Here is a 19,183-nt window from a genome sequence, read left to right on the forward strand (position 1 = left end):
CGCGCACTGTAGCCAGCTTTGGGAAATCCGCAGGGCGACGACTTGCCGCAAGGTCGTTTTCCGCCCACGGCAGCCGCAGTTGCGGGGGAAATCGGCAGATTTGGGCGATTTTTCCGCAAACCGGGCTGCTGTGGCGATGCGTCGTCTTTGCCGGGCCAGCCCGGGATGCGGAAATCCGCCCGCGTCCCGAGGCGGCGCCGCGGTGTTGCAAAGGCCCGAGTCGGGCCTTTCTTCTCTGCGTCCTGCCGTGCCCTTGGCCCCGGTCCGGGCTTCTCCCTTCCCTCTTCCCCCGATCCGCTAGGGGTTTGCAAAACGGAGGCTCCGATGTCGTTCTTCAACAAGCTGAAGTCCCGGCTCACCCGCTCGTCCTCGAAACTCGAGGAGGGGCTCGATGCGATCATCGCCGAGGCCCCGGACACCACGCCCGAGCCGAAGTCGAGGCACTGCCCGAACCGGAGGTCGTGGCTGCGCCTGAGCCTGTGGCCGAGCTGAGCCTGAAGTCGACGCGGAGCCCGCGGTCGAGCCAGTGCCGGAGGCCGAAGCGGAGCCTGTCGCCGCGCTTGAGCCCGAGGTGGAGCCGGAGCCTGAGGTCGAGAGTGAGCCGGAAGCAGAAGCCGAGCCTGAACCTCAACCGGAGCCGGAATATGAACCTGAGCCTGAGCCTGAGAAGCGCGGCTTCGGCCGCCTGCTGGGCCGGGGCGCTGCGCCCGAACCTGAGCCTGAGCCCGAACCGGAACCCGAAGAGCCCGAACCCGTGCCGGAACCGGTGGCGGCGCCCGCGCCTGCGCGGCAGGGCTGCTTGGCCGTCTGGTCAGCCGGGCCGACGTGCCGCGCAGGGTGCTTGATGATGCGATGCTCGAAAGTATCGAGGAATTGCTGATCGCCGCCGACATGGGGTCGACACCGCCCTGCGGGTGACGGCGAACCTCGCCGAGGGCGGATGGGGCGCAAGCTGTCGGTCGACGAGTTGAAGGATCTGCTGGCCGCCGAAGTGGCGCGGATCATGGAGCCGGTGGCGCGGCCGATGCCGATCTATGCGCGCCGCCCGCAGGTGGTGCTGGTGGTGGGGGTGAACGGCTCGGGCAAGACGACGACGATCGGCAAGCTGGCGTCGCAGTTCCGCGCCGCGGGCAAGTCGGTGATCATCGCCGCGGGCGACACGTTCCGCGCCGCGGCGGTCGAGCAGCTGAAGGTCTGGGGCGACCGGGCGGGCGTGCCGGTGATGACTGCGCCCGAGGGGCCGATCCGCCTCGCTCGCCTTTGACGCGCTGACGCGGGCGAAGGCCGAGGGTGATCTCTTGATGATTGACACCGCCGGGCGGCTGCAGAACCGCACCGACCTGATGGAGGAGCTGGCGAAGATCGTGCGGGTGATCCGCAAGATCGACGAGTCTGCGCCGCATAACACGCTTCTGGTGCTCGATGCGACGACCGGGCAGAACGCGCTGTTGCAGGTCGAGGTGTTCCGCAAGATTTCCGACGTGTCGGGGCTCGTGATGACGAAGCTCGACGGCACGGCGAAGGGCGGCGTGCTGGTGGCCTTGGCTGACAAGTTCGGCCTGCCGATCCATGCGATCGGGGTGGGCGAGCAGATCGACGATCTGTCGCCCTTCGATCCCGAGGAATTTGCCGCGGCGCTGGTGGGGCTGGAACAGGCCTGAGGGCGGTTGCGCCCGCCTCGGGCGGGCAGGCCCGCCGCTCGCCCGGCGCTTCGGGGCGCTGCCCCCGCTTTGCGCTGGCGCGCAAAACCTCCGGCGTTTTGCCCAAGGAAAAGCGGGGTGGGTTGCGGCGCGAAGGACACAATCCCGTCAGGAATGCGCGCTCGCGACGAAAAGCCCTGTCCTTGCGCGCGGGCTTGCCTATCTAACGGGCACGGGTCGCCCGATGGGAGAGGCGCCGGAGCGCGGGAAGCCGCGGAGGGGAGAGATGGCAGAACGCAAACCGATACCGCAGGGTCTGAAACTCGCGCTTGATTTCGGGCCGCTTGTCGTTTTCTTTGCCGCCTTCTTCCGCTGCGCGACCATCCGGTGAGTTTTGGCGGCGAGACCTATGGCGGCTTCGTTCTGGCCACCGCCGTCTTCGTGCCGGTGCTGATGCTGTCGATGGCGGTGCTGTGGCGGCTCTCGGGCCATCTGGCGCCGATGCAGGTGGCGACGCTGATCCTTGTCACCGTCTTTGGCGGGCTCTCGGTCTGGTTCAACGATCCGCGCTTCTTCAAGATGAAGCCGACGCTGATCTATCTGCTGTTTGCCGGGCTTCTGGGCTTTGCCTGCTGCGCGGCAAGCCCTGGCTGCAGTTGGTGATGGATGGCGCGATCCCGATGCGGCCCGAGGGCTGGGCGATCCTGACGAAACGCCTGGTCGGGTTCTTCCTGTTCCTGGCCGTCGCGAACGAGGTGATCTGGCGCAATTTCTCGGATGTGACCTGGGTCAATTTCAAGACCTTCGGGCTGACCGTGCTGCTCATGGGCTTCTTTGCCGCGCAAAGCCCGCTCTTCACCCGCTTTGCCCCCGAAGACAGCGACAAGCCCGAGGCCTGAGCCCCGGTGAAATATCTGCAACTTTAGCTTGTCGGCGGATTGCCGCAATCGCGCCACTTTTCGGCGCGAGCCTCTGGCCATCACGGATCGGGGGCATCGCCTGCTGCCCGAGGCCGCGCAGAATGGTCATCGGCAACAGGAGTCCGACATGTCCGCAGTTGAACTGAATGCCCGCGAAGACAGCTCCGATGTGGGCTTCCACCACGAACCGCTTGCGCTGCTCTTGGTGGTGCTGTTCGCCCGGTGGGGCTGCTTTACACCTCGGTCCGGGGTGGGGTCGCGCTGATCCTTGTCGCGCTCGTCGGCTCGCTTTTCACCATGGGCTTTGCGCCGCTTGCGGTCTGGCCGGTCTGCATCGCCTGGGTGCTGGTCGCCGGGATGATGCGCCGCTACTGAGCCGCCGTCAGATCCCGTCCTCCGATCGCCTCGGCGCAAGCCGGGGCGAAGTCATGTTTCATAGATTCGCAAACCGGCGTTCGATCTGCGCGGCTTCCTCGGCAAGACCCCAGGGCGGGTTGAGCACGAACATGCCCGAGCCGATCATCCCATGCCCCTCGCGCGCGGGGGGGAATTTCACTTCCGACAGCAGCGCCTCGGGATGGGCGGCGACAAGCCCGCGCACCATCGACCGCTGCGCCGCCGCCACCGGCACATGCGCCGCGAGGATCGGATACCAGAGCGCGATCACGCCCACGTTCCACTTCCGCGCCACCTGAGCCAGAACCGTCGGCACGCTGTCGTAATCCGACTTCACCTCCCATGAAGGATCGATCAGCAGGACGCCCCGCCGCGGTGTCGGCGGGCACATCGCCAGCGCCATCTGCAGCCCGTCCTTCTGATGGAAGATCCGCCATGGGGCGCCATCGCCGCCTTCAGCGCGGCGAATTCCTGCGGGTGCAGCTCGCACAGCTGGATCGAGTCGACCGGCCGCAACAGCGTTGCCGCCAGCATCGGCGAGCCCGGATAGGCCGCGCGGCCATGCGCCTTGCGCACCGCGGAAAGCGCCCGGCTGTAGGGGTGATCGGGGGCAAACCAGCGCTCGGCCTCGGCCCGGGTGATGCCCGCGGCCGCCTCGCCGGTTTTCGCCGCCTCGGCGCCATCGAGCGCATAAAGCCCGCGCCCGGAATGCGTCTCCATATACGAGAGCGGCTTGTCCTTGCGCGTCATGTAGTCGAGCAGCGCCGCCATCAGCGCATGCTTGTGCACATCGGCCAGATTTCCGGCGTGATAGGCATGTTGATAAGACAGCATTGAAGCCTCCCTTTGCGCCTTCCTGACCCGTGCGGGGCCGCGGCGCAAGCGCCGTTTAAAAGAAAACGGCGCGCTCAGGAGGAGGAGAGAGCGCCGCCGCATGAACCTCGGCCCAGGGAGGAGGAGAGGGCCTCGGATGTTCCGGTGCCACCCGGGAGGAGGATGGGCAGCACCACACCGCCGCCCAGGGAGGAGGAGAGGGCGGTCGGGATCTGGTCGAAGGAACGGCGGCCTCTGGGAGGAGGACGAGGCCGCCGCCTTCTATCGAAGCCCCAGGGAGGAGGAGAGGGGCTTGATCCTTGGTCCGGCAGATGGGGCCGGTATGAGGGTGGCGGCATCCTCAGGGAGGAGGAGAGAGGATGCCGCCGATCTCCGAGACCCAGGGAGGAGGAGAGGGTCTCCGGAAGTCTAGTCTTACTTGCCGTAGGCCGCTTCCAGCGCGATGCGCGTCAGCATCGAGCGGTGCATGCCAAGGTCGCTCAGTTCCCGGTTCGACAGCGAGCGCAGTTCAGCCAGCGTCTGGCGATAGACCTTGCGGCGGGCCAGAGCCTCGCGGATCGAAGCCACAAGACTGGAAAACCGCTATCGGTCGTCCGGATGTCGCTGACCAGTGCCATCGGTCGTCTACTTTCGTTCGTGTCGTCTCGGAGTTTAGCTGGGGACCGATCGGTTGTCGCCGTGGTGCACCGTCGCTGTTGGGCTAACATGGCCCGATTGCTGCGCCTGCACAATGGGCGGCGGGGCAATGCGGCCTTGCAGAAAATGCATAACTGATTCTGACCTGATTTCGCCTGCAAACTGGATTAATTCCATATTTGGCTGCGCAAATATCGTGCAAATCTTGCATGAGAGGTGCGCCCCTTGCAGCCCGCGGCAAATGCGCCACAGTCCCCGCCAAATCGACAGGAGAGACCCATGACGCTTACGAAGGAATCGGTGCTGGAGGCGCTGCGCAAGACCGCTCTGCCGGGGGGCGGGGATGCGATCGGGCGCAATCTGGTGCATGCGCTGGCGGTCGAGTCGGGGTGGTGCGCTTTGTTCTGGAAGGCGCTCCCGAGGCGGAGCTTCTGGCGATGCGGCCGGTGCTGGAAGGGCGGTGCGGGCGCTGGACGGGGTGAAAAGCCTGTCGGTGGTGATTCCGGCCGGGCCGTCGAAGGCGCCGGGCGGCGGGGTGAAGATCGGCGGGCACGCCAAGCCGCAGGACGGGCCGCTGCCGGTGCCGGGCGTTGCGCATGTGATTGCGGTGGGCTCGGGCAAGGGGCGTGGGCAAATCCACCGTCGCCTCGAACTCGCCGTCGCGCTGGCGCGGGCGGGCAAGCGGGTGGGGCTGCTCGATGCCGATCTTTACGGGCCGAGCCAACCGCGGATGATGGGCGCCACGGAAAAGCCCGCCTCGCCCGACGGGCAGACGATCCTGCCCGTGCGCGCATGGGGTGGTGCTGATGTCGCTTGGGCTGATGCTGCGCGAGGACGAGGCGGTGATCTGGCGCGGCCCGATGCTGATGGGGGCGCTGCAGCAGATGCTGGGTCAGGTGAAATGGGATCATTTCGGCCCGCTCGACGTGCTGGTGATCGATCTGCCGCCCGGCACCGGGGATATTCAGCTGAGCCTGTGCCAGAAGACGGTGCTCGATGGCGCGGTGATCGTCTCGACGCCGCAGGACATTGCGCTTTTGGACGCGAAGAAGGCGCTCGACATGTTTGCCAAGCTGAAGATGCCGGTTCTGGGGCTGATCGAGAACATGTCGACCTATGTCTGTCCGAACTGCGGGCATGAGGCGCATCTTTTCGGTCATGGGGGGGTCGAGACCGAGGCGGCGCGGCTCGGTCTGCCGTTCCTCGGTGCGCTGCCGCTGGCGCTTGAGGTGCGCGAGGCCGGGGATGCGGGCCGCCCGGTGGCGCTGGGCGAGGGCGCGGCGGCCGAGGCCTATGCGGCGATCGCGGCGAAGCTGATCGAGGTTGGGGTGGTGTGAGTTCGCCTCGGGCGGGCCTGAGGCGACCCGCCGGGGGCTCTGCCCCGTCGTCCATTGGTTCTCGAACCAATGGCGCACCAATGGGCGACCCCGAGATATTTAGAGCAAGATAAAGGAGGGGGCAGTCTGCGGGCTGCCCTTTCGTTTTGGCTGGGATTGTCTTCCACCGGTGGGCGCGGGGTGGGAATTCATGGGCGGAAGGGGGCGTATTGGCGCCTCTGCCCGAATCACTCGTCCGTGTTTTGGCGTGATCGGGGCGATTTTCCGGGCCTCGGTGCCGGGTTCGGCGCGGATGAGGGGCTTTGCTGGGAATTTGCCCCACCGGACGGGAAACCAAGTCTTTTCGGATGCCACGTCTAGATGTTGTGGTTGATCTGGATCAAATCCCCCAAGGCTTCGCTTTTGTCGCAAAAGTTATCCACAAGCTCTTGAGTTTGCATCTGTTTCTTAACAACATGCAGGGCGCGAATTCCATCGTTTCCCAAAATTTCCCTTGAAATCCCACCCGGGACCATGGCATCACTGTCTCACGGAAGACGGGCAAGAGGCATCAAGACCTCAACGGCGCAAAGACCGAGAGTTTCATACAGGCACCCGCTTCACGAAAGAGAGATCCGGCGCGCGAGCGAGCAGACATCCCCCAGGTGGCGCGCGCAGACCGGACAGCCCAGGAATGGGACGAGGGCGGCGGATCGAGCAGTGGCAGCAGCTCGGTCCGCCGTTTTCCATAAAAACCACCGCGGGGAAGGGCACAGGAGTTGCCGCCTTGGCGGGAATGTTCATCGGCGAATACACCTTCAAGGTGGACAGCAAGGGTCGCGTGTCGATCCCCGCGCTGTTTCGTCGTGAACTCGAAGAGGGTGACCCCGAGGCCGCCGTCACCAAACGCCCCCGTCTGGTCATCGTTTACGGCGCCGACACGCAGAAGATGCTGCAGGTGCATTCCTTTGCGGGCTTCCAGAAGCTGGCCGCCGCGATCAACGCGCGCCCCTACAACGACCCCGGCCGGTCCGTCCTGCAACGCCTCGTGCTGAACAAGGCGCATCCGACCGAGATTGATCCCGATGGCCGTCTGGTCCTGCCCGCCAACCTGCGCGAGCGCTTCCAGCTGACCGGCGACGCCTATTTCGCCGGCATGGGCGAGACCTTCGAGATCTGGAACCCCGAGACTTTCGCCGCTGTCGATCAGGCGCGGCTCGAGAAACTGATGGCCGAGATGGGCGACGATTTCGACCCGCTCAGCCTGCTCAATGGGGGCTGAGATGCAGACACCCGAGGCCCCCCACATTCCCGTTCTTCTGCGACCGCTCCTTCAGGCGGTCGCGCCTGTCTTGGGGACATGGCTTGACGGCACCTTCGGGGCGGGGGGCTATTCGAAGGGCCTGCTGGCTGCGGGCGCCGCGCGGGTGATCGGCATCGATCGCGACCCGCTCGCCTTCGAGATGGCGGCGCCGTGGCGGGGCGAGTATGGCGACCGGCTGGTGCTGGTCGAAAACACCTTCTCGAACCTGGATGCCGTGGCCGAAGAGATCGCGCCCGAGGGGCTCGACGGGGTGGTGCTCGATCTTGGCGTCTCCTCGATGCAGCTCGATCAGGCCGAGCGCGGCTTTTCCTTCCTGCGCGATGGGCCGCTCGACATGCGGATGTCGCAATCCGGGCCGTCGGCCGCCGATCTGGTGAACGAGGCCGACGAGGGCGCGCTGGCCGACATTCTGTATCACTACGGCGAGGAACGCGCCTCGCGCCGGATTGCCCGCGCCATCGTCGAGGCCCGCAAGACCGCGCCTTATGAAAGCACGAAGCAGCTGGTGGCCACGGTCGAGCGCTGCCTGCCGCGGCCGAAGCCGGGGCAGAGCCACCCGGCGACCCGCAGCTTTCAGGCGCTGCGCATCGCGGTGAACGATGAATTCGGCCAGCTGATCGAGGGGCTCGAAGCCGCCGAACGCGCGCTGAAGCCCGGCGGCAAGCTGGCCGTGGTCACCTTTCATTCGCTCGAAGACCGGGTGGTGAAGCGCTTCTTTCAGGCGCGCTCGGGCCGGGCGCCGGGGCTCGCGCTATGCGCCCGAGACCGCGGCCGAGGCGGCGGCCTTCGATCTTGTGACCCGAAAGGGGGTCGGACCGGACGAAATCGAGCTTGCAGAGAACCCGCGGGCACGATCTGCTATCCTGCGTATCGGTACACGCACCGAATCCCCTGCCGGTAGAGCTGATCGTCATAGCCTTGGCCTCTTACTCCCTTTTCGAAACCGACCGCAGCCGGGGCCGCCCCAGATGAAGACCATCTCGTATATCCTTGTTTCGCTTTGTGTTCTGGGTCTTGCCTTCTGGGCCTATCACGTCAACTACGCGACCCAGGACCGCGAAGAAGAGCTGCGCGCCCTGAATTCCGAGATCGCCGATCTGCAGGAAGGCCTGAGCGTTCTGCGCGCCGAATGGGCCTATCTGAACCGCCCCGAGCGGCTGCGCGAACTTGTGAACTTGAATTTTGTCTCGCTCGGTCTTCTGCCGATGACGCCCGATCAATTCGGCACCGCCGCGATGGTGGCCTATCCGGTGCCGGAAGGCGCCGATCCGAGCGCGATCGATCAGGCCGTCGCACAAGCCGTCGAAGTTTCTGCCCCGCCGACTGATGACGACAGCTCGCAAGTTGTCGAGGAGGAAGCTCAATGAGCCAACGCACCCCGCTGCGACCGCTTGCCCGCATCCTTGACGCCCGCGCGCGCGGCGAAAACCCCGACCTGATCGAGCGCGACAATATCCGCGCGCGCGGCGAGGCGGGGCGGGAAGCGGCCCGGGCGCGGGTGGCCTGGCGCATCGGTCTGGTGATCGGCATCTTCTGTGTCTGCTTTGGCGCCGTCGGCGTGCGGATGGGGACGCTCGCGGCCTCGACCCCCGAGGAGCCGCAGCGCGCGGACACCGCCCCGGTGATCATGGCGCAGCGCGCCGACATCATCGACCGCGAGGGCCGGGTTCTGGCGACGAACCTGGTGACCCATGCGCTTTACGCGCAGCCGCCGATGATGGTCGACCCGGTCGGCACGGCGAAGAAACTGGCGAAGATCTTCCCCGATCTCGACGCGAAACGCCTTGCCGCCGATTTCACCGGCCCGCGCAAATTCGTCTGGATCAAGAAGAAGATCTCGCCCGAGCAGCTGCAGGCGGTGCATGACATCGGCGAACCGGGGTTGCTGTTCGGCCCGCGCGAGATGCGGCTTTACCCGAACGGGCGGCTGGCCGCGCATGTGCTGGGCGGCGCACGCTTCGGCAACGAGGGCGTTGACAGTGCCGAGATCGTCGGCACCGCGGGCGTCGAGAAGGCCTTTGACGGCTGGCTGCGCGATCCGGCGAACAACGGCGCGCCGCTGAAGCTTTCCATCGATCTGACGGTGCAGCAGGCGGTCGAGGAGATCCTTGCGGGCGGCATGAAGCTGATGAATGCCAAGGGCGCGACCGCGGTGGTGATGGAGGCCCATACGGGCGAGATCCTCGCAATGGCCTCGCTGCCCGATTTCGACCCGAACGACCGCCCGGCGCCGCTGGCCAAGGGGGATGCGAGCGACAGCCCGCTCTTCAACCGCGCGGTGCAGGGGGTCTACGAGCTTGGCTCGACCTTCAAGATCTTTGCCGTGGCGCAAGCGCTGGAACTGGGGCTGGTCAGTCCGACGACCATGCTCGACACAAAGTCACCGATGGTCTGGGGCCGATCCGCATCCGCGATTTCCACATTACGGGCCCGCGCTCTCGATCACCGATATCGTTGTCGAAAGCTCGAACGTCGGCACGGCGCGGATTGCGCTTCTGATCGGCGGGCAGCGGCAGAAGGCGTTCCTCGAAAGCCTCGGCTTCATGGCGCCGACGCCGGTTGAACTGTCCGAGGCGAATTCGGGCCGTCCGATCGTGCCGGCGAAATGGTCGGAAATCACCTCGATGACGGTGGGCTATGGCCATGGTCTGGCGGCCTCGCCGCTGCATCTGGCGGCGGCCTATGCGACGATCGCGAATGGCGGCACCAAGGTCAAGCCGACGCTGGTGCATTCGGCGACACATGAAAAGGGCCCGCAGGTGATGAGCACCGAGGCCGCCAAAACCTCGCTTGCGATGATGCGGGCGGTGGTGACACGCGGCACGGCCTCCTTCGCCGATGTGCCGGGTTACGAGGTCGCGGGCAAGACCGGGACCGCCGACAAGGTGAAACCGGGTGGCGGCTATTACGACAACAAGGTGATCGCCACCTTCGCCTCGGCCTTCCCGGCCTCGGATCCGAAATACATTCTGGTGCTGAGCCTTGACGAGCCCTCGTCCTTTGCGGCGAACGAAACGCGGCGCACCGCGGGCTGGACGGCCGTTCCGGTCGCGGCCGAGGTGATCCGCCGCATCGCGCCGATCCTGGGCCTGCGCCCGGCCGACAGCGTGCCGGAGGTGCTGGACGGCATCCAGCTGGTCAAGGCCGAGAAAAGCCACTGAGGGCGGAGGCGCTGCCCCGCACCCGGGATATTTCGGGCAAGATAAAGCAGCGGGTCGGATCGGAAGATCCGGCCCGTTTGTTTGGGCGCTCAGCTGCGGGGGCAGGGCGCGGGCGTGCGCAGGATGCAGGGCACCCGGAAGTGGTCTCTCGTGTCGATCCCGCCCTCGATCAGCTCGAAGACCTTGGCGATCATCCCGTCCACGTCCTGCTCGATCATGCCAACATTGTCGGGCAGTTGCGCGGCGAAGCTGTCATAGTCGAAGCAGCCGTAGCGCATCCGCCCGGCGTGATCGGGGACCGAGCGGTTGAGCCAGCCCACCACCCCTTCGAGGGTGATCGTCGAGTTCACGAACAGCCCCGGCGGCAGCGCGATCGGCAGATCGTCGAGCGCCCGCTCGGTCTTGTCGGGGGAATAGCCGCAGGCAAGGATATGGGTTTCTGGCAGCGCGATGCCGCGCTCGGCATGGGCGGTGCGAAAGCCCCGGATCCGCTCGGCGGTGTTGTGATCGGAGGCCCGGCCGCCGATGAAGAGCAGGGGGCCCGGGTAGCCCAGATCGTCGCGGCAGCGGTCGAGAATGAGATGCGTCAGCGTCTGCGCCCCGGCAAAGTTGTCCGAGGTGACCGAAGCGGCCTTTGACCCCGGCAGGTCGAGGTTGAGCACCCGCACCCCCGCCGCGGCGCAAAGGTCGGCGATCCGGTCCGGGTCGGTCGCCCCGTTCGCGACCAGACACTCGACCTGATAGGACAGCAGCGCCCGGGCCGCCTCGAATTCCAGCTCCGGGTCGCGCTGCGTGCAAGTCATCACCGGGAACAGCCCATGCGCGCGCGCCACCGCCTCGAATCGCTCGGCCATCGCGCCGAAATAGCGGTTGTCATATTTCGGAACGATCATGCCGACGATGTTCGAGCGTTCCCGCCGCAGCACCGAGGCTTGAATGTTCACCGCATAGCCCTGTTCCCCCGCGAGCGCGGTGATCCGCTCGGCCAGTTTTTCACTGATGCGGCGCTTCTTCCACGACCCGTTCAGAACGGCGCTGACCGCACTGGGAGAGGTTCCAGCAAGCGTGGCCAGGTCATAGATCGTGGGGCGCTTGCGGCCGGGGCCGGAGGTGTCGGTCATGGTTTCCCGTTTTGCTGTCATCTTGCATCTTGACGTGAATCGAAACCGGATGCAATTCTGCTTCATCGATTGAGCAAGCTTGCGCAACCGATGAAGCAAGCGGGCGGAGGCGAGGAGGAGGCGCATCCGGGTCGCGTCGGCATGTGCCGCGACGGGCTGTCAGGTCCGGGCGGTCGGCGGCGGGACCGGGGCCAAGACCGAGCCGGGCTTTGCAGATCATCCAGAGGAGGAGACCAGGATGAACAAGACGATTTCGCTGGCGGGGGCTTCGGTTCTCGTTGCAGCTTTCTTCGGTGCTGCCGCAAGTGCGCAGGAAGCCGCCACCGTGGCGTTCCTGATGCCCGACCAGGCCTCGACCCGCTACGAACAGCACGATTTCCCGGGCTTCAAGGCGGCCATGGACAAGCTCTGCGCCGAGTGCACGGTGATCTATCAGAACGCCAATGCCGATGTGGCGCTGCAACAGCAGCAGTTCAACTCGGTGATCGCGCAAGGCGCCAAGGTGATCGTGCTCGATCCGGTCGACAGCGCCGCCGCGGCGAACCTGGTCGAGATCGCGCAGTCGCAAGGCGTCAAGGTCATCGCCTATGACCGCCCGATCCCGGCGAAACCGGCCGATTACTACGTCTCCTTCGACAACGAAGGCATCGGCTATGCGATCGCGAAATCGCTTGTCGATCACATGAAGGCCTCGGGTGTGCCGGATGGCGCGGGGGTGCTTGAGATCAACGGCTCGCCGACCGATGCGGCCGCCGGTCTGATCCGGGACGGTATCCACCGCGCGCTGGAAGAATCCGCCTATACGAAGCTTTCGGAATTCGACACGCCGGATTGGGCGCCGCCGAAAGCGCAGGAATGGACCGCCGGGCAGATCACCCGCTTTGGCGATCAGATCAAGGGCATCGTCGCGGCGAACGACGGCACCGGCGGCGGCGCGATTGCCGCGCTCAAGGCCGCGGGCGTCGATCCGATCCCGCCGGTCACCGGCAACGACGCCACCATCGCGGCGCTGCAGCTGATCATCGCGGGCGATCAATACAACACGATCTCGAAACCCTCGGAAATCGTGGCCGAAGCGGCGGCGAACGTGACCGTGACCTTCCTCAAGGGCGAAACGCCCGCGCCGAAAACCACGCTTTACGACACGCCCTCGGAACTTTTCGTTCCGGCCGTCGTGACCAAGGAAAACATCAAGGCCGAGATCTTCGACAAGGGCATTCAGACTGCCGCCGAGATCTGCACCGGCGAATATGCCGAGGGCTGCAAGGCGCTCGGGATCGAGTAAGCTGTGAAGGACTGGCGCAGGCGGGCAACTGCCTGCGCCGCCAAGGGGGAGGAGAGAGCCTGATGGCTGTGAAAGACGCAACGCTTGCGGCAGGCCGCGAGCCGATCTTGCGCCTGCGCGGGATTACCAAGACCTTCGGCGCGGTTTCGGCGCTGAGCGACATCGACCTGGACGTCCATGCGGGCGAGGTGGTGGCGCTGGTCGGCGACAACGGCGCGGGGAAAAGCACGCTGATCAAGATCCTTGCGGGCGTGTTCCAGCCCACCTCGGGCACGATCGAATTCATGGGGCGGCCGGTCAGCATCGACAGCCCCTCGGCAGCGCTGACGTTGGGCATCTCGACGGTGTTTCAGGATCTGTCGCTGTGCGAAAACCTCGATGTGGTGGCGAACCTGTTCCTCGGGCAGGAACTTTCGCCCTGGGCGCTGGACGAAGTGCAGATGGAGGTCCGCGCCTGGCAGCTTCTGGGAGAGCTTGCCGCCCGGATCCCGTCCGTGCGCGAACCCATCGCCTCGCTTTCGGGCGGGCAGCGCCAGACCGTGGCCATCGCCCGCTCGCTGCTCTCGAGCCGAAGATCGTCATGCTCGACGAGCCGACAGCGGCTTTGGGCGTGGCGCAGACCGCCGAGGTCTTGAACCTGATCGAACGCCTGCGCGACCGCGGCTATGGCGTGATCCTGATTTCGCACAACATGGACAATGTCCGCGCCGTGTCCGACCGCATCGCGGTGCTGCGGCTCGGTCGCAACAACGGCACCTTCCCGAAGGACGCCACGCGCGAGCAGATCGTGGCGGCGATCATGGGCGCCGATGACAATGTCGCCGCCCGCCGTGATGCCATCGAAAGAACAAGGGCCCAGCAATGAGCATGAAACCCGACACTCCGAAACCCGCCTATGACCGCGCCGATGCGCGGGTGCGGGCCGATACCGGGCTTTCCGGCGCCGCGCGCGCCTTTGTCGACCGCATCCGCTCGGGCGATCTGGGCATCCTGCCGGTGGTGGTGGGGCTGATCCTGATCTCGCTCGTTTTCACCGCGCTCAATCCGGTCTTCCTGCTGCCCAACAACCTCGTCAACCTGCTGTTCGATGCTGCCGCGGTGGGGTTCATCTCGCTTGGCATCGTGATGGTGCTGCTTCTGGGCGAGATCGACCTTTCGGTCGGCTCGATGAGCGGCCTTGCCTCGGCTTTGGTCGGCGTTCTTTGGGTGAACATGGGCCTGCCGCTGCCGCTGGCGCTTCTCGCCGCGCTGACGGCCGGGGCGGTGATGGGGGCGGCCTATGCGACGCTTCTGAACCGCTTCACCATGCCGAGCTTCGTCTCCACCCTGTCGGGGCTGCTCGCGCTTCTGGGGATGCAGCTTTACATCCTCGGGCCGACCGGCTCGATCAACCTGCCTTACGCCTCGTTCCTTGTCCGCTTCGGACAAATCCTGATCATGCCGGACTGGGCTTCTTACGCGCTGGCGCTGGTGCCCGGACTTGGCATCCTGTGGTTCGGCTTTCGGCAGATGAAGGCACGGGCGGCGGCAAACCTCTCCACCAGCGCCAGTGTCGTGCTGGTCAAGGCGGGCGCCGTGACCGTTCTGCTTGAAGGCGCCGTCGCCTATCTGAACCTTGGCCGCGGTGTGCCCTTCATGTTCGTCGTCTTCGTGCTCTGCGTCGCGGCGATGCAATATGCGCTGACCCGCACGAAATGGGGCCGGTCGATGTTCGCCGTCGGCGGCAATATCGAGGCGGCGCGGCGCTCGGGCATCAAGGTGAAACGCATCCGCCTGACCGCCTTCATGCTTGGCCCGCTCGCAGCCCTTGGTGGCGTCTTCTCGGCCGCGCGTCTGGCCACGGCCAGCCAGCAGGCGGGGACGGGGACGTGAACCTGAATGCCATCGCCGCAGCCGTGATCGGGGGCACATCGCTCTTTGGCGGTCGCGGCTCGGCCTGGGCAGCCCTTCTCGGCGTGCTCGTGATCCAGTCGATCTCGAACGGCCTCACCCTTCTCAATCTCAGCTCGTCGCTGCGTTACATGATCACCGGGGCGGTTCTGGCCATCGCCGTGATCATCGACTCGCTCGCACGGCAATCGCGCGCCAGCCACGGCCGCGCCTGACAACCGGAGGATAGAATGACAAACCTCATGCAGGGCAAAACCGCCGCCATCACCGGCGCCGCCTCGGCATCGGCCTCGCTTGCGCGAAAATTCTGGTCGAGGAAGGCGCGCAGGTCGTGCTGATCGACCGCGACGAGACGAAACTGGCCGCAGCCTGCGCCGAGATCGGACCCGGCGCCCATCCGCTGTCCCTTGATCTGTTTGACGGCAAGGCGGTCTCGGGATGCTGCCCGCGATCCGTGATCTGGTCGGCGATCTCGACATCTTCCACGCCAATGCGGGCGCCTATGTCGGTGGCCCCGCCGCCGAGGGCAACCCGGATGTCTGGGACAAGGTGCTCAATCTGAACATCAACGCCGCCTTCCGCACGGTGAACGCGGTGCTGCCGCACATGATCGCGCGCAAGACCGGCGACATCATCTTCACCTCCTCCGTCGCGGGGGTGGTGCCGGTGGTCTGGGAACCCGTCTACACCGCCTCGAAATTCGCGGTGCAGGCCTTCCTGCATGCCACCCGCCGCCAAGTGGCGCCGCATGGCATCCGCATGGGCGCGGTGCTGCCCGGCCCGGTGGTGACGGCGCTTCTGGACGACTGGCCGAAGGCGAAGATGGAGGAAGCCCTGGCCAATGGCTCGCTGATGCAGGCGCGCGAAGTCGCCGAGGCGGTGCTCTTCATGCTCAGCCGCAACCGCGGCGTCGTCGTGCGCGACCTCGTGCTGTTGCCCAACAGCGTCGATCTCTGACCCCACGGCCAGCCCGGAGGATTTCCCATGTCCGCACCTAACGCCCGCCATCTCATTGGTGTCGATGTCGGCACCGGCTCTGCCCGCGCCGGGGTCTTTGACCTGACCGGGCAGTTGCTTGGCACCGATCACCACCCGATCACGCTCTTCCGCGAGGAAGGCTCGGTCGTCGAGCAATCGAGCGACGAGATCTGGGCGGCAGTCGGCCGTTCGGTGCAGGGCGCGCTGAAGGCGGCGGGGCTTTCGGCGTCGGATATCGCCGGGATCGGCTTTGACGCCACCTGTTCGCTGGTGGTGCTGGACCCGGAGGGTCGGCCGCTGCCGGTCGGCCCCTCGAACGATCCCGCGCGCAACGTGATCGTCTGGATGGATCACCGCGCCACCGCGCAGACCGAGCGGATCAACGCGACGAAACACCGGGTGCTGGATTACGTCGGCGGCCGGATCTCGCCCGAGATGGAGACGCCGAAGCTTTTGTGGCTCAAGGAACACCGCCGTGCCGACTTCGACGCCGCTGGGCATTTCTTTGACCTGACCGACTTCCTGACCTGGAAGGCGACGGGCTCGGGGGCGCGCTCGATCTGCACCGTCACCTGCAAATGGACCTATATGGGCCACGAAAGCCGCTGGGACGAAAGCTATTTCCGCCAGATCGGGCTTTCGGAACTGGCCGACGAAGGCTTTGCCCGCATCGGCACCGAGGTCGTGATGCCCGGCACCGCCCTTGGCGCCGGTCTGACCGAGGCCGCTGCGCGAGACTTGGGCCTTCTGCCCGGCACCCCCGTCGCTGCCGGGCTGATCGATGCCCATGCGGGCGGCGTCGGCACCGTCGGCGCCGCGGGCGAGGGGGGGGCTGTGGCAAACCTCGCCTATGTCTTCGGCACCTCTTCCTGCACCATGACCACGACCGAAGAACCCGTCTTCGTTCCGGGCGTCTGGGGCCCCTATTACTCGGCGATGGTGCCGGGGGGCCTGGCTCAACGAAGGCGGTCAGTCTGCCGCCGGGGCTGCGATCGATCAGCTTCTGCGGTTCCATCCCGCCTCCGCCGAGGCCTCGACCGCGGCTTCCCGTGCCGGGCTTTCCCTCCCCGCCTGGCTCAGCGCGCGCGCCGAGGCCTTGGTGGGGGCGCGGGAGGTGACGCGGCCCGTCTGGCCGACGGGTTGCATGTCGTCCCCGAATTTCTGGGCAACCGCGCGCCGCATGCCGACCCCTATACCCGCGCGATCATCGCGGGGCTCGGCATGGAGGATGACATCGACAATCTGGTCGCGCTTTACATCGCGGGGATCTGCGGGCTCGGCTACGGGCTGCGCCAGATCATCGAGGTGCAGGCGAAACGTGGGGCTTCGGTCTCGACGATCGTGATCAGCGGCGGGGCAGGGCGGTCGGATCTGGTGCGCCAGATCCTCGCCGATGCGACCGGCGTGACGGTGGCCGCGCCGCAGACCGAAGAGCCGGTTCTGCTTGGCTCGGCAATCCTGGCGCGGTGGCCGGGGGCGGCGCCGGATGTGGCGACCGCGATGGCGCAGATGTCGCGCATCGCGCGGCGCTATGCGCCGGGCGGCGAGGAAACGCGCGCCTATCACGACGCCCGTTTCGCGCTTTTCGAGAAGTTTCAGGCGCTTGCCCGCGACGCCGCGCTGCGGGAGGCATGATGAGCTTGCCCCTTCGCGCGCTTCTGTGGGACATGGACGGCACGCTGGTCGACAGCGAGCCGGTGCATCGCCGCTCCTTCGTCGATGCGGCGCGGTCCTGCGGGCTGGCCCTGCCCGAGGATTTCCACGACGGGCTGATCGGCAAGAGCGAGGATGCGATCCATGCGATCCTCGTGTCTGACCACGGCTTGCAGGCCGATTTCGCCACCTGGTCGGAGCGTCGCTTCGCCGCCTATCTCGCGCGGATCGAGGAGGTGCAGCCCTTCGCGCTCGCCACCGATCTTTGGGCGCGGGCCGAGGCGGCGGGGCTGGATCAAGCGATCGTCTCGAACTCGCCCGAGGGGATCTTGCAGGCGAACCTGACCCGGCTCGGTCTTGCCCCCGGCTCGGTCGTCACGGTCAGCCGCAATGATGTCGCGCGCGGCAAGCCGCATCCCGACCCTATCTGCTGGCACTTTCGCGGCTTGGCGTGCTTGCAACGGCGGCGGCGGTGATCGAGGACAGCAGCGCCGGTCTTGCGGCGGCGCAGGCGGCCGGGATTGCGACCTACATGATGCCCTGGTTTGAGGGCGAAAAGGGCGATTGGGCACCCTTCGCGGATTTGCAGGTGCTTTTGTCCAAGGTCTGACCGCGCCACGCGGCGTTCCTGACCCGCCGTCACGCAGCCGCAGGAAGACTGTTTGCTGACAACGCGAAATCGGTCGTGATGAGATCATGAAGAGCGTTCACCTGGATCACCATTTCTGCGGTGGTGTCGGAGCCCTCGGAAGCGGCCTTCGGGTGAGGCGCATAAACCAAAGGGTATGCCACAGGCTTACGCCTTGGGGCGGACCCCGTCTTTCAGCGCCAAGGCGCGGTGCGCAGGGCAAGCGTCGCGATGGCCGACCAGAGGCTGAGACGCAGCATCATCGCCGCCAGCGTGCGCGGCTCATAGGCGCCGCCCTCGAGCACATGCGCAAGCAGAGCGGCAAAGACGATCCCGGTCGAGACGGCAAGGGCAAACGCCAGCCAGCGTGCCCAGCCCGCACCGCGCCACAGCCCGAGACCGGCGGCGACATAGGCGAAGCCCGCGCCGAAATTGAACCACAGCACGAAGGGCACCACTGCCCCCATGTCGGCGCCGCCAAAAAGCACCCGCCCGCCCGAAAAGATCGTGACAAGGCCGAACAGCGTGGCAATCGGGGCGGCAATCGTCAGGGACAGCGGTCGCGACATCGGGGTCTCCGGCAGGGTTTTCTCTTCCTGACAAGGCGGGGGCCGCGGGGCAAGCCCTGGCGGATCGATCCGGGGCGGGCCAATTGGCGCATCCTCGCCCTTGACAGCCCCCGCGCCGGGCCGCACCACCGCAACCGACCCTGCGATGGACTGCCGATGACCGCCCTTGCCCGTCTGTTCTCCGAATCTTTCCGCGCCTTCTTCCTGTTGGCCGCGCTTTGGGCACTGGGGGCGATGGCGCTCTGGCTCTGGTGGCTGTGGCAAAATCAGTTCGGCGTCGGGTTCGATCTGCCGACTGCGCTCGCGCCGAGCCATTGGCACGCGCATGAGCTGATCTTCGGTTTCGGCATGGCGGCGACGGCGGGGTTCTTTCTGACCGCCGCGCCGAACTGGACCGGAAAGCCCGTCGCCGGGCGGGTTTTCATTGCGGCGATGGCGGGGCTTTGGCTTGCGGGCCGTGGTGCGGTGCTGCTTTGGGGCTGGGTGCCGCCGCTCTTGGCCGCGGGTCTGGTTCTGGCCTTCCTTGTGCTTTTGACCGAGCGGATGGCGCGGCAGCTGATCCGCCGTCCCGCATCGCAGGAGGGGCTGTATCTGGCGCTGCTGGCGCTGATGACCCTGTCCGAGGGGCGGGTGCTGCTCGAATGGCTTGATCTGCCGGGCGGCGATGCCACGGCGGGGCTGCGCGGCGGGCTTGCGGCGCTGGTCGCGCTGATCGTGGCGCTTGGCGGCAAGATCACCCCGCAATTCACCCGTAACGCGCTGACCCGCGCGGGTGTCGGGGCCGCGGCGCTGCCGCGCACATTCGCGGTTCTGGATCGGGGCGCCACCGCGG

Annotated in this window: 11 protein-coding genes and 10 pseudogenes; 17 read left to right on the forward strand and 4 right to left on the reverse strand. The window is 66.4% G+C overall.

All coding sequences use genetic code 11. The annotated features are described in order from the left end of the window. Positions 1-324 precede the first annotated feature (324 nt). The 4 genes and pseudogenes from ftsY (at position 325) to ACTTAI_RS07870 (ending at position 2,935) form a co-directional block, all read left to right on the forward strand. Positions 325-1,661, forward strand: a pseudogene (gene ftsY / locus ACTTAI_RS07855) (signal recognition particle-docking protein FtsY). 265 nt (positions 1,662-1,926) lie between these two features. Then, positions 1,927-2,539, forward strand: a pseudogene (locus ACTTAI_RS07860) (inner membrane-spanning protein YciB). Between the two features lie 148 nt (positions 2,540-2,687). Then, the gene (locus tag ACTTAI_RS07865) at positions 2,688-2,825 is read left to right on the forward strand and encodes a hypothetical protein (protein WP_444455222.1); all 138 of its coding nucleotides are present in this window, start codon (positions 2,688-2,690) and stop codon (positions 2,823-2,825) included. After that, positions 2,783-2,935 carry a hypothetical protein gene (locus ACTTAI_RS07870; RefSeq protein ID WP_444455223.1) on the forward strand — a complete coding sequence of 51 codons (153 nt, stop codon included), beginning with the start codon at positions 2,783-2,785 and terminating at the stop codon, positions 2,933-2,935. Before ACTTAI_RS07865 ends, ACTTAI_RS07870 begins: the two co-directional genes overlap by 43 nt. Before the next feature lie 58 nt (positions 2,936-2,993). Here the strand turns inward: ACTTAI_RS07870 and ACTTAI_RS07875 are convergent. Beyond that, positions 2,994-3,790 (reverse strand): annotated as a pseudogene (locus ACTTAI_RS07875) (23S rRNA (adenine(2030)-N(6))-methyltransferase RlmJ). Positions 3,791-4,204: 414 nt separating this feature from the next. Then, positions 4,205-4,357, reverse strand: a complete 153-nt coding sequence (locus ACTTAI_RS07880; protein WP_110806435.1) for a DUF1127 domain-containing protein — start codon at positions 4,355-4,357, stop codon at positions 4,205-4,207. Positions 4,358-5,033: 676 nt separating this feature from the next. Here ACTTAI_RS07880 and ACTTAI_RS07885 point away from each other — a divergent pair. From ACTTAI_RS07885 to ACTTAI_RS07905, 5 genes and pseudogenes are all read left to right on the forward strand, one after another. Then, positions 5,034-5,763 (forward strand): annotated as a pseudogene (locus ACTTAI_RS07885) (Mrp/NBP35 family ATP-binding protein). Between the two features lie 775 nt (positions 5,764-6,538). Continuing rightward, complete coding sequence (mraZ, locus tag ACTTAI_RS07890; protein WP_444455710.1) at positions 6,539-7,024, forward strand: division/cell wall cluster transcriptional repressor MraZ; 486 nt, start codon at positions 6,539-6,541, stop codon at positions 7,022-7,024. Then, positions 7,014-8,013: pseudogene (rsmH, locus tag ACTTAI_RS07895) on the forward strand (16S rRNA (cytosine(1402)-N(4))-methyltransferase RsmH); the annotation flags it as partial. The gene mraZ and the pseudogene rsmH, both read left to right, overlap by 11 nt. A gap of 21 nt (positions 8,014-8,034) precedes the next feature. Then, positions 8,035-8,433, forward strand: coding sequence for a cell division protein FtsL (gene ftsL, locus ACTTAI_RS07900; protein WP_444455188.1), 399 nt, complete (start codon positions 8,035-8,037; stop codon positions 8,431-8,433). After that, positions 8,430-10,227: pseudogene (locus ACTTAI_RS07905) on the forward strand (peptidoglycan D,D-transpeptidase FtsI family protein). The gene ftsL and the pseudogene ACTTAI_RS07905 overlap by 4 nt, the downstream one beginning before the upstream one ends. An 89-nt stretch (positions 10,228-10,316) precedes the next feature. Here the strand turns inward: ACTTAI_RS07905 and ACTTAI_RS07910 are convergent. Further along, positions 10,317-11,348, reverse strand: coding sequence for a substrate-binding domain-containing protein (locus ACTTAI_RS07910; RefSeq protein WP_444455224.1), 1,032 nt, complete (start codon positions 11,346-11,348; stop codon positions 10,317-10,319). Between the two features lie 238 nt (positions 11,349-11,586). Between ACTTAI_RS07910 and ACTTAI_RS07915 the strand changes: the two genes are divergently transcribed. The 7 genes and pseudogenes from ACTTAI_RS07915 to ACTTAI_RS07945 all read left to right on the forward strand — a co-directional run bounded on the left by ACTTAI_RS07915 (position 11,587) and on the right by ACTTAI_RS07945 (position 17,764). Next, positions 11,587-12,633, forward strand: coding sequence for an ABC transporter substrate-binding protein (locus ACTTAI_RS07915; protein ID WP_444455191.1), 1,047 nt, complete (start codon positions 11,587-11,589; stop codon positions 12,631-12,633). A gap of 62 nt (positions 12,634-12,695) precedes the next feature. Next, positions 12,696-13,498, forward strand: a pseudogene (locus ACTTAI_RS07920) (ATP-binding cassette domain-containing protein). Between the two features lie 2 nt (positions 13,499-13,500). Then, positions 13,501-14,738, forward strand: a pseudogene (locus ACTTAI_RS07925) (sugar ABC transporter permease). A 15-nt stretch (positions 14,739-14,753) separates the two neighbouring features. Further along, a pseudogene (locus ACTTAI_RS07930) lies at positions 14,754-15,480 on the forward strand (SDR family oxidoreductase). Positions 15,481-15,507: 27 nt separating this feature from the next. Then, positions 15,508-17,136 (forward strand): FGGY-family carbohydrate kinase, encoded by a 1,629-nt coding sequence (locus ACTTAI_RS07935; RefSeq protein ID WP_444455225.1) that lies wholly within the window; start codon positions 15,508-15,510, stop codon positions 17,134-17,136. Continuing rightward, the gene (locus ACTTAI_RS07940; protein WP_444455226.1) at positions 17,136-17,630 is read left to right on the forward strand and encodes an HAD family hydrolase; all 495 of its coding nucleotides are present in this window, start codon (positions 17,136-17,138) and stop codon (positions 17,628-17,630) included. The genes ACTTAI_RS07935 and ACTTAI_RS07940 overlap by 1 nt, the downstream gene beginning before the upstream one ends. Then, positions 17,627-17,764 carry a hypothetical protein gene (locus ACTTAI_RS07945; RefSeq protein ID WP_444455227.1) on the forward strand — a complete coding sequence of 46 codons (138 nt, stop codon included), beginning with the start codon at positions 17,627-17,629 and terminating at the stop codon, positions 17,762-17,764. The genes ACTTAI_RS07940 and ACTTAI_RS07945 overlap by 4 nt, the downstream gene beginning before the upstream one ends. A 212-nt stretch (positions 17,765-17,976) precedes the next feature. Here ACTTAI_RS07945 and ACTTAI_RS07950 read toward each other — a convergent pair whose 3' ends face one another. Continuing rightward, complete coding sequence (locus tag ACTTAI_RS07950; RefSeq protein ID WP_444455228.1) at positions 17,977-18,351, reverse strand: hypothetical protein; 375 nt, start codon at positions 18,349-18,351, stop codon at positions 17,977-17,979. Between the two features lie 234 nt (positions 18,352-18,585). Here ACTTAI_RS07950 and ACTTAI_RS07955 point away from each other — a divergent pair. Then, positions 18,586-19,173: pseudogene (locus tag ACTTAI_RS07955) on the forward strand (NnrS family protein); the annotation flags it as partial. Between the last annotated feature and the right edge of the window lie 10 nt (positions 19,174-19,183).

This window comes from Rhodobacter capsulatus (assembly GCF_052363175.1).
In the GTDB taxonomy this organism is placed as follows: Bacteria; Pseudomonadota; Alphaproteobacteria; order Rhodobacterales; family Rhodobacteraceae; genus Rhodobacter; species Rhodobacter capsulatus_D.